The sequence below is a fragment of the Mycobacterium heidelbergense genome (genome assembly GCF_010730745.1).
Classification (GTDB): Bacteria; Actinomycetota; Actinomycetes; order Mycobacteriales; family Mycobacteriaceae; genus Mycobacterium; species Mycobacterium heidelbergense.
In genome coordinates, this window is record NZ_AP022615.1 from 462,114 (window position 1) to 473,077 (window position 10,964).

Sequence of the window (10,964 nt, forward strand, 5' to 3'; positions counted from 1 at the left end):
GGTGTTTCCCGGATCCGTGATCCGTAAGCTCGCGCACAGCGAAGAGGTGTTCGCCACCAACGAGACGTACTTCGGGCTGACGATAAAGGTCATTGGCGACGTCGACGTCGACGCGATGTCGGACGCCTTCGACGCGCTCCTGCAGGTGCACCCGATCTTCGCCGGCCACCTGGAGAGGGCCGACGACGGCCGGCACCAGATCGTCGCCGAAGACCTGATGCACCCGGGGATGTGGCTGATCGACGACCGCACCCCGGAGTCCGCGATCGCCGGCATGCGCCTGGACCAGAGCCAGTCCCTGCTGAACCTGCGGCTGGAAGCCGGTGGCGGACAAGGCAAACTGACGCTGTACGCACACCACTCCCTGGCCGACGGGCACCACGTGTTCGGCCTTTTCGAAGAGCTGCTTTCCCTCTATACCGACATCGTGACAACCGGCGACGCCGGGCCCGTGACCCCGCAACCCGCGCCCGAACCCCTCGAGTCACTACTCGAACAACGCGGCGTGGCCAAGCAGCAGCGTTCCGGCCTCGAACGGCTTCACCCGGCCGCCTTCGCCCACGACCTGTCCGCCGTGCAGAGGCCACCCATCGTGACGAATCCCGATGCGATCGCACCCATTCCGGTGGCCCGAATCCGGTTGACCGAGCAGGAGACGTCGGACCTCGTGGAGTTGGGGCGCGACAATCAGCTCAGCCTCAACTCCATGGTGGCCGCGGCCATCCTGCTGGCCGAGTGGGAACTCCGCAATACCCCGCACCTTCCGATTCCGTACTTCTACCCCGTCGACCTGCGCTACCACCTGACGCCCCCGGTGGGCGCCACCGAAAGCACGCTTCCGCTGGGGTTGGCGAGCTATCTCGCCGAGATAGGGCCCCAGACCGAGCTCGTCGATCTGGCCCGGGGCATCGTGGACGCGTTTCGCGCCGACCTGTCCGAAGGCCTGATCCAGCAATCGTCGCTGCACTTCAGCCTGCAATACGAGGGGTCCCTGCCCGGGCTCCCCCCGTTCGTGATGTGCACCGACGTCGGCTGGATTCCCGGCCTGCGCACACCGCCGGGCATGGAGGTCGACGACGTCGGCGGCGAATTCTATTTCGCGCCCCGCGCCCCGATCGATCTCTATACGTGCGTGACCTTTGCGGGCCGGCTGCTCGTCGAGCACCATTCGAACCTGGCGGGTGTGGAGAAGCCCCTGGAGGGAATACATTCGCTGCTGTGCTCCGCACCCGCCGAGGACAGCTGGGTCATGGAGTGACGGACCGCGGCGCCGAGCGTGAGTTCGACATCGTCTTGTACGGTGCCACGGGCTTTTCCGGCAAGCTGACCGCAGAATACCTCGCGCGGCGCGAGCCGCGGGCACGCCTCGCGCTGGCCGGTCGCAGCGCCGAACGCCTGCTGGCGGTGCGGCGGACGCTGGGCCCCACCGCGCGGGATTGGCCGGTGATCGCCGCCGACGCGTCGCGGCCCTCGACGCTGGCCGCGATGGCCGCCCGAACCCGGGTGGTTATCACGACCGTCGGCCCCTACGCGCGCTATGGCCTGCCGCTGGTGGCCGCCTGCGCCGCGGCCGGAACGGACTACGCCGATCTGACCGGTGAGCTGATGTTCGCCCGAAACGCCATGGACCAGTGCCACAAACAGGCCGCCGACACCGGCGCCCGGATCGTGCTGTCGTGCGGATTCGACTCGATCCCTTCGGACCTGAACGTCTACCAGCTGTACCGCCGGGTCGCCGAGGACGGCGCCGGCGAACTGTGCGACACGACGCTCGTGCTGCGCGCCTTCTCCCAACTCGGGGCCTCCGGCGGCACGGTCGCCTCGCTGCTGGGAACGATCCGCGCCGCATCGGCCGACGCGCACACCCGCGAGCTCATCGACGACCCGTACACCCTGACCACCGACCGGGCGGCCGAGCCGGAACTGGGCCCACAGCCGGACTTCCGGTGGCGCCGGGGGCGGAACATCGCACCCGAGCTGGCCGGCTACTGGACCGGCGGATTCATCCTGGCCGCCCACAACACCCGAATCGCCCGGCATAGCAACGCCTTACAGGACTGGTCCTATGGCCGGGGCTTTCGCTACTCCGAGGCGATGAGTTTCGGCAGATCATGGGCGGCGCCCCTCGCCTCCGCGATCGCGACCGGCGCCCTGTCGGCCGCCGTGTACGTGGGCAATAGGCACTTCGGGCGCTTACCCCAACGGTTGGTGGAGCGCATCACGCCCAAGCCGGGCGCCGGCCCGGGCACGAAGGCCCGACGGCGCGGCCACTACACCGTCGAGACGTACACCACCACGACGACCGGTGCCCGCTACCTGTCGACCTTCGGGCAGAGTTGCGATGCCTACCAAGGGACTTCGGTGATGCTCGGCGAGAGCGGTTTGGCGCTGGCGCTGGACCGCGACCGGCTCTCCGAATTGCGCGGCGTGCTCACCCCCGCCGCGGCGATGGGCGACGCGCTGCTGGCGCGGCTCCCCGGCGCCGGGGTGTCCCTGGGGACGACCCGGCTGAGCTGAAGCCGGTACCTATCCGGATGCCACCGCCTGGCCCTCCTCGGCCACCAGCGTCTCCGCCAGGTGCAGGCTCAGAGCGTGGGCCGTGTTGTGCGTGGCGATGGCCTTCGGGGTGATCCGGATGCCGGTCTCGGCTTCGATGCGGGTCCGCAGCTCCAGATTGCCCAGTGAGTCCAGTCCGTGTTCGACGAACGGGCGGTCGGGATCGACCGTGCGACGCAGGATCAGGCCGGTCTGTTCGGTGATCAGCCGCCGCAGCCGGGTGGGCCATTCGTCCCGCGCCAGCGACCGAAGCTCGGTGCGCAGGGTGCTGGCGTCGGCCCGGCGCTCGCCGGCGTTCCGGAAGGCCTCGGCGAACGGGCTGCGGGCCACCAACGCCGCCAACCACGAGCTGCCCGTGGTCGGGACGTAGCCCGTGTAGCCGCGGTTGTGGCGCAGGAGCTCCTCGAACGCGTGCGCGCCCTCGTCGGGGGCGATCATCGCGGTGCGGCCGCCCTCGGCCAGGTGCGTGGCGCGCCCGACCTCGCCCCACGGCCCCCATGCGATCGCCAGCGCCGGCAGGCCCAGGCCGCGCCGCCAGGACGTGAAGGCGTCGACCCAGCTGTTGGCCGCCGCGTAGGCGCCCTGCCCGGCCGAGCCCAGCAGCGCGGCCGCCGACGAGAAGCAGCAGAACCAGTCCAGCGGCTGACCGATCGTGGCGTGGTGCAGGTTCCACGCGCCGAAAACCTTGGGCGACCAGTCGCGGTCGATCAGCTCGTCGGTGATGTTGGCCAGGGTGGCGTCCTCGACCACCGCCGCGGCGTGCAGCACCCCGCGCAGCGGAAGCCCGCTGGCCGTGGCCGCCGCCACCACCCGGGCCGCGTCGTCGGCCTCGGCCATGTTGCCGGACTCCACCACGACGTCAACCCCGGTGGCGCGAATCCGCTCGACGGCCTGCAGCGCCTTGGCGGGCGGCTTGGACCGGGCGGTCAGCACGATGCGGCCGCAGCCCGCCTTGGCCATCTCGGTGGCCAGGAACAGCCCGAGCCCGCCCAGGCCGCCGGTGATGAGGTAGGCGCCGTCGCCGCGGAACACGCGGGCCCGCTCCGGGGGCACCACCACGGTCGCGTCCCCCTCGCGCGGGATGGACAGGAGGAGCTTGCCGGTGTGCTCGGCCGCGCCCATCACCCGAATCGCGGTGGCCGCCTGGGCAAGCGGGTAGACGGTGCGCTCCAGCGGGGGCAGCTCGCCGTCCCCGACGAGCCGGTACACGGTGCGCAGCAGTTCGTTGACGTGCCGCGGCTGGGTGGCGGCCATCAGCGCCAGGTCGAGATAGTGGAAGGTGAGGTTGCGGCGGAACGGGTACTGGCCCAGCCGGGTGTTGCCGTAGACATCGCGCTTGCCGATCTCCACGAACCGCCCACCGATCGCCAGCAATTCGAAACCGGCGCGCTGGGCCGCGCCGGTGACGGAGTTGAGCACGACGTCGACGCCGTACCCGTCGGTGTCGCGGCGGATCTCCTCGGCGAATTCGGTGCTGCGCGAGTCGTAGACGTGCTCGATGCCCATCTCGCGCAGCAGCGCGCGCCGCCCCGGGCTGCCCGCCGTCGCAAAGATCTCCGCCCCGGCCAGGCGGGCGATCGCGATCGCGGCCCGCCCCACGCCCCCGGTTCCGGAGTGGATCAGCACCCGCTCCCCCTGCTTGATCCGGGCCATGTCCTGCAGGCCATACCAGGCGGTGGCGTACGCGGTGGTCGCCGCGACGGCCCGCTCGGCGTCCAGGCCGGGTGCAAGCGCGACCGCGAGCCTGGCGTCGCAGGTGACATACGTTGCCCAGCAGCCGTTTTCGGACACGCCGCCGACGCGGTCACCGACCCGGTGGTCGGTGACGTCCGGCCCGACCGCGGTGACCACGCCCGCGAAGTCCATGCCCAGCCGCGGTTGGCGTCCGTCGACGCTGGGGAACCGTCCCATGGCGATGAGCACATCGGCGAAGTTGAGGCTGGACGCGGTGACCGCGACCTCGATCTGTCCCGGCCCCGGCGTCGCGCGGTCGAACGCGACGAGCTCCAGGCCTTCCAGGTCACCGGGGGTGCGGATCTCCAGCCGCATGCCGTCGCGCCGGGGGTCGGCGGTGGCAGTTCGCCGCTCGTCGGGACGCAACGGGGCGGAGCGCAGCCGCGCCGTGTACCACTGCCCGCCGCGCCACGCGGTCTCGTCCTCGTCCGAACCCGCCAGCAGCTGACGCGCCAGCTGCCCGGCGTCCGCGCCCTCGTCCAGATCGATTTGGGTGGCCTGCATCTGGGCGTCCTCGGCGGCGATCACCCGCATCAGCCCGCGCAGTCCCGCCTGGTCCAGGTTGGGCCGGTCGCCGGGCAACACCGTCGCGGCGTTGCGGGTCACGACGTACAGGCGGGGCGGCTCGTCGGAGCTTTCCGCCACCTCGCGGGCGATCCGCACCAGGTGACGCACCTGCTCGCGGCCCCGGGTCGGACACTCCCGATCGTCGTTGCCGACCCCGGGGCCGGTCAAGACCACCACGGCGCCGACGTCGGCCAGCTCGAGCGCGGGCCGTTCGGCGTCGCCCTGTGGCCAGAGCACGGCTTTACACTGCGCGCCTTCGGTTTTCAGCGCATCCGCCAACTCGGCCGGCAAGAGGTCGTCGGTGCCGGAGGTGACCAGCAGCAGCCAGGCCCCGGCCCCGCCGTCCGCTCCACCCTGGCCCAAGGCGGGCGGTTCCCGCCGCTGCCAGTCGATCGCCAGCAGGCGGTCGGCCATGAGCCGTTGGCGGGCGCCGCTTTCGGTGACGTCGCTGCCGACCCGCAGGCCGCGCACGATCAGCAGCACGGCCCCGTTCTCGTCGAACACGTCGAGGTCGACGCGCATGCCCGTCGGGCTTTTCTCGGTCGCCCGGCTCAGGCAGTAACGGGCGTCGCGCAGGGAGCCGTAGCTGCGCAGCCGGCGCACCCCCAGCGGCAACAGCAGGCCACCGCCGCCGACGTCGCTGCCGCGAGCGTGGGCCGCGGCGGACTGGAAGCACGCGTCCAGCAGCGCGGGGTGCACGCCGTAGCCGGCCTGCTGCGACCGAATCGATTGCGGCAGCTCGAGTTCGGCCAGGACGGTGCCGTCGGCTCCGTCGCCGGTGTACGTGGCGGCGACGCCGGCGAACGCCGCGCCGAACGTGACGCCCCGGTCGTCGAACCATCCCCGCAGCTCGTCGCCGGCCACCCGATTCGGGTGCGCCGCAAGCAAAGCGGCGACGTCGTGCGCGGAGGGTTGGCCCTCGTTGCCGACGGCGCGCAGGGTTGCGGAGGCCCGCCGCGCGCGCTCGCCCTCGTGGTTGGTCTGCACCTCGAAGGCGACGACGCCGGGTGCGTCCACCACCGCGTCGGCGCTCAGCGGGGTCTCGTCGTCGAGCAACAAGAGTTCTTCGAAGCGAATGTCGCGCACCTCGGAGGCGTCGCCCAGCGTCGCGCGGGCCGCGGCCAGGGCCATTTCGCAGTAGGCGGCCCCGGGGAAGGCCGGCACCGCGTGCACCTGGTGGTCGGTGAGCCAGGGATGGGCGGCGGTGCCGACGTCGCCCTCCCAGGCATGCCGCTCGGGCTCGTCGGGCAGCCGCACGTGCGCGCCCAGCAGCGGATGCACCGAAACGGTGTGGCCGCCGGGGTCTTCGAGGCCCAGCCGCGGACGGTGTTCGGCGGCGCCGATCCAGTGGCGGGTGTGGTGCCACGGCGCGGTGGGCAAAAACGGGTGCGGTTCGGGTGGGTGCGGGGTCCGCGGCGGGCGGGTGGTCTGACTGGCGTTCAGGTTGGCGTGGAACACCCACGTGTCGTCGGCGTCGCGCTGCAGGGTGCTGACGATGTGGTGATCGTCGGAGCCAAGGGTGTCGTCGATGGCGTGGGTGAGCACCGGGTGGGGGCTGATTTCGATGAAGGTGGCATAGGGCCCGCCGGCTTGGCTGAAGGCATGAGCGATGGCCTGGCTGAACCGAACCGGGTTGCGCAGGTTGGCCGCCCAGTGGTCGGCGTCGAAAGCCGGTGTGTCGTCGTCGGGGCCGCAGGTGGTGCTGATCACCGGGACGGCCGGCGCATCCGGGGTCAAATCGGCTAACGCAGAGCGCAATTCGGGGAGGATCGGCTCGATGGTTTGGTGATGGGAGGCCACGTCGACCTCGATGCGCCGGGCCAGCCGATCGGCGTCGGCCACCGCCGCGATCACCGCGTCGACCTGGTCGGGTGGGCCGGCGATCACGGTCTGGGATGGCGAGGCGTACACCGCGATGCTCACCTGCGGGTAGCCGACCAGCAGCGCCTCGGTGGCCGCGGCGTCGGACTCGAGCAGCGCCATCGCACCCATGCCGGACAGCCGGGCCATCAGCCGCGACCGGGTGGCGATCACCCGCAACCCGTCGGCGACGCTCAGGGCCCCGGCGACCACCGCGGCGGTGACCTCGCCCATCGAGTGCCCGATCACCGCGTCGGGCTCCACCCCGTAGGACCGCCACAAGGCCGTCAGCGCCAGCTGCACACCCACCAGCACCGGCTGAATCCGCTCGATGCCGGTCACCTCCTGGCCCTCGGTCAGCACCTGCCGCAGCGAAAACCCGGTCTGCGCAAGGAATGTCGGCTCCAGCTCGGCCACCGCGGCCGCGAACGCCGGCTCGTCGGCCAGCAACCGCCGACCCATCCCCGCCCATTGCGAGCCCTGCCCCGAATACACGAACACCGTGCCGGGCCCGGGCGAATCCTCGCGGGGGAACACCACCCCGTCGGACGGCGTGCCCTCCGCCAACGCGCGCAACCCGGCGATCGCCTGCCCCCGGTCGCGCGCGCACACCGTGCCGAATCGCGCATGCCGGGACCGGTGGTGGTTGAGCGTGTGCGCGACGTCGGCCAACGCCACGTCCGCGCCGTCGCCGTCCATCCACTCGGCCAGCGCCGAGGCCCATGACGCCACCCGCTCGGTCGTCTTGCCCGACACCACCAACGTGCTCACCGCCGGATCCGGTTGGCGCGCGGCGGGTTCCGGCTCGGGGGCCTGCTCCACCACGACATGAGCGTTGGTGCCGCCGAAGCCGAACGAGGACACCCCCGCCAGCCGCGGAACCCCGGTCTCCGGCCAATCCGTGGTTTCCGTGACGACCTTCAGTCGCATGTCATGGAAGGGAATGTGCGGGTTCGGCGTCTCGAAGTTCAGGTTCGGCGGGATCCGCCCGCGGTGGACCGCCAGCACCGCCTTGATGAGACCCGCGATCCCGGCCGCGCCCTCCAAATGGCCCATGTTCGATTTGACGGCGCCGATGAGCAGCGGACCGCTTTCGGGGCGTCCGCGACCCAGCACCGTGCCCAGCGCCCGCGCCTCGATGGGATCGCCCAACAGGGTTCCCGTCCCATGCGTTTCGACGTAGTCCACCTGATGCGGCGCGACGCCCGCGTTGGCGCACGCCGCGCGCAGCACCGCCATCTGCGCGGCCGGGTTCGGCGCCATCAGCCCGTTTGACCGGCCATCCTGATTGACGGCCGATCCCCGAACCACCGCCAGCACCCGATCCCCGTCGCGCACGGCGTCGCTCACCCGCTTGAGCACCACCGCCCCGCAGCCCTCCCCGCGGACGAATCCGTCCGCGTCCGCGTCGAAGGACTTGCACCGACCCGTCGGCGACAGCGCTTCGGCCCCGTCAAAGCTGCGGAAGATGGCCGGCGACAACAACAGGTTGACCCCGGCCGCGATGGCCAGGTCGCAATCCCCGCCGCGCAGGCTCTGCGCCGCCAGGTGCACGGCCACCAGCGACGACGAGCAGGCCGTGTCGATCGACACCGAGGGGCCGCGGAGATCCAGAAAGTACGACAGCCGGTTGGCGATGATGCTCAGCGCGCCGCCGATGTTGCTCCACGCGTCGACGCGACTGAGGTCCGTTCCCGCCAGATAGCCGTAGTCGGCCGCGCACGCCCCGGCGAAGACCCCGGTCTGCGAGTGCCGCAGCGATTCCGCGGGAATTCCGGCGTGCTCCAACGCTTCCCAGGCCACCTCCAGCAACAAACGCTGCTGCGGGTCCATCGCGGTCGCCTCGTGCGAGGAGATCTCGAAGAACTCCGCGTCGAAACCGTCGACGTCGGTCAACACCGAGGCGCACCGGGTGGTGTCCGCCAACGCCGTCGCGATCTCCGGCGAGCCGTCGTCAAAGGGCTGCCACCGATCGGCGGGCACCTGGGTGATCGACGAACGACCCTCACACAGGAAGCGCCAGAACGCATCCGGCCCCGAGACCTCCCCGGGAAAACGACACCCCAACCCGATCACGGCGATCGGCTCGTCGACCCAGCCGCGGTCCGCCGAGACCGCTTGAGCCACGGCCTCCGCCTCCGGTGTGGTCAGGAACTGCACCAACTCGTTGATCGTGGGATGCTGCCAAAAGTCCAACGGGGACACCGGCCGGCCGGCCACGGTGGCCAATTCGCCGGAAAGCACGACCGCATCGCGCGACCCCACCCCCAAATCGTTGAACGTGATATCGAGGCCGACGTCGTCGCGGTCACAGCCGACCTCGGTAACCAGGTAGTCGATCAGCCAGCGCCGCAGCTCGGTTTCATCCGGGACGGCCGCCGTCACGCCGAAACGTCCAAACGTTCGAACTCCTCGCGCCGATAGGTTTCGACGCACGTCGACCGGCGGACCTTGCCGCTGGTCGTGAGCGGCAGCGAACCCGGCGCCACGAGGACCAGGTCGGCGATGCGCACGCCGTGTGCATTGGATATCGCGGCGGTGACATCCCGCTTGATCGAGCGGAGTCTCTGCAGGGCGTCCTCGTCGGAGCCGCGGCTCTTCACCTCCGCGATCGCGACGAGCTGCTCGGTGGTGTCGTTGGCGACCGAAATCGCCGCCACCCGGCCCTTGGTGATCTGCGTGACGGTCAGCTCGATGTCGTCCGGGTAGTGATTGCGGCCGTCCACGATGAGCAGATCCTTGAGGCGGCCCATGATGAACAGCTCACCGTCGGAGATGAACCCGAGGTCACCCGTCCGCAGCCAGGGAGCCTCGGGTGTGCCCGCGGAGGGACTGGCGAGCCGTGCGCCAAAGGTGCCCTTGGTTCGCTCCGGGTTACGCCAATATCCGGCGCCGATGTTGTCGCCATGCGCCCAGATCTCGCCGATGACGCCGGGCGGGGTCTCGGTCTTGGTCTCGGGGTCGACGATCCGCACCAGCGGGGACTTCAGGGCGCCGTAGCCGATGAGCTCGCTGCCGCCCTGTTCCTCGGTGCAGGGCTTGGCGCGACCGCCCGACAACTGGTCGTACTGGAAACGCACCGACCTGGGCGGCTGCCCCGTCTTCGCGCTCGCGACGTACAGCGTCGCCTCGGCGAGCCCGTAGGACGGACGGACCGCCGTCGCGGGCAGGTTGTATCGAGAGAATCGCTCCATGAAGCGGGCGATCGATGCCGGCTGAACCCGTTCGCTGCCGTTGGCGAGCCCGACCACTTCGCCGAGATCGAGGCCGGCCATGTCGTCGTCCGATATTCTGCGCACCGCCAGATCGAAGGCGAAATTCGGCCCCCCGGAGAACGGCCGGGGATTGCTCGCCAGCAGCTTCATCCAACGCGCCGGCTCGATCAGAAACGCCAGCGGACCGGTCAACACCGCCGGACGCCCCCATACCGCGGGGAAACAGATTCCCTGGATCAGTCCCATGTCGTGATAAAAGGGCAGCCACGACACCAACGATTCCGGCGGCCCGGAAATATCGAACAAAGCCGATTCCAGCTGGCGGCAATTGGCAATCACGTTCTCGTGGGTGATGACGACACCGGCCGGCTGGCCGGTCGATCCCGACGTGTACTGCAGATAGGCTTCCCTGGGATGGGAGTATTCGACCGGATCGAAATCACCCGCGGAATAAAAGTCGAGCGAGTCGATTTCGATGACCGCCGGCGCGGCCGAAGAACCGTGAGCCTCAGCGTATTTGACGACCCCATCGACGGCGGCCGACGCCGTGATAATGGCGGCCGGTGTGCAATCCTGCAGGGCCGACGCGATGCGGCTGTCGTGGGCGCCGAATTGCGGGACCGACAACGGCACCGCGATGAACCCGGCCTGCAGCGCGCCGAAAAAACCGACGAGGTAGTCGAGGCTCTGCGGAGCCAATATCGCCACCCGATCGCCGGTCGACCCGCAGCGCCTGAGTTCTTCGGCAACGGTCGACACGCGACGGTGCAGCTGCGACCAGGTCAAGCTCTCGGCAAAACCCGCCGGGTCCACGTCGTAGTCGATGAATGTGAACGCCGTTTCATTGCCCTGCCGGCGAGCATTTTCGCCGAGCACCGCTGGAATGGAGGACTCGATGACGGACATCACGCTAACCTTTCAATTTCTTACCAAGTGTTTGGCCGCATCCCGTCCCCCGAGAGATGCCGCGGCTTGGTCTTCTTGCAGCCCCCGCCCAGCGCCGCTAACCGGTACGAACGTCTATCTTGACAG

4 protein-coding genes are annotated in these 10,964 nt (G+C 70.2%); 2 read left to right on the forward strand and 2 right to left on the reverse strand.

Annotated features, from left to right (window positions below):
* Position 1 precedes the first annotated feature (1 nt).
* Complete coding sequence (locus G6N25_RS02225; protein WP_083074593.1) at positions 2-1,258, forward strand: phthiocerol/phthiodiolone dimycocerosyl transferase family protein; 1,257 nt, start codon at positions 2-4, stop codon at positions 1,256-1,258.
* Positions 1,255-2,517 carry a saccharopine dehydrogenase family protein gene (locus G6N25_RS02230; protein WP_083074592.1) on the forward strand — a complete coding sequence of 421 codons (1,263 nt, stop codon included), beginning with the start codon at positions 1,255-1,257 and terminating at the stop codon, positions 2,515-2,517. The genes G6N25_RS02225 and G6N25_RS02230 overlap by 4 nt, the downstream gene beginning before the upstream one ends.
* 9 nt (positions 2,518-2,526) lie before the next feature.
* Here G6N25_RS02230 and pks2 read toward each other — a convergent pair whose 3' ends face one another.
* Together pks2 and G6N25_RS02240 are read right to left on the reverse strand one after the other, a co-directional pair.
* Entirely contained in the window at positions 2,527-9,102 is a 6,576-nt protein-coding gene (pks2, locus tag G6N25_RS02235; protein ID WP_158084889.1) for a sulfolipid-1 biosynthesis phthioceranic/hydroxyphthioceranic acid synthase, read from the reverse strand.
* The gene (locus tag G6N25_RS02240; RefSeq protein ID WP_083074590.1) at positions 9,099-10,838 is read right to left on the reverse strand and encodes an AMP-binding protein; all 1,740 of its coding nucleotides are present in this window, start codon (positions 10,836-10,838) and stop codon (positions 9,099-9,101) included. The genes pks2 and G6N25_RS02240 overlap by 4 nt, the downstream gene beginning before the upstream one ends.
* Positions 10,839-10,964 lie beyond the last annotated feature (126 nt).

Coding starts and splice junctions, on each gene's coding strand:
- G6N25_RS02240 (WP_083074590.1), bottom strand. CDS start 10,838: ATGTCCGTCATCGAGTCCTCCATTCCAGCGGTGCTCGGCGAAAATGCT.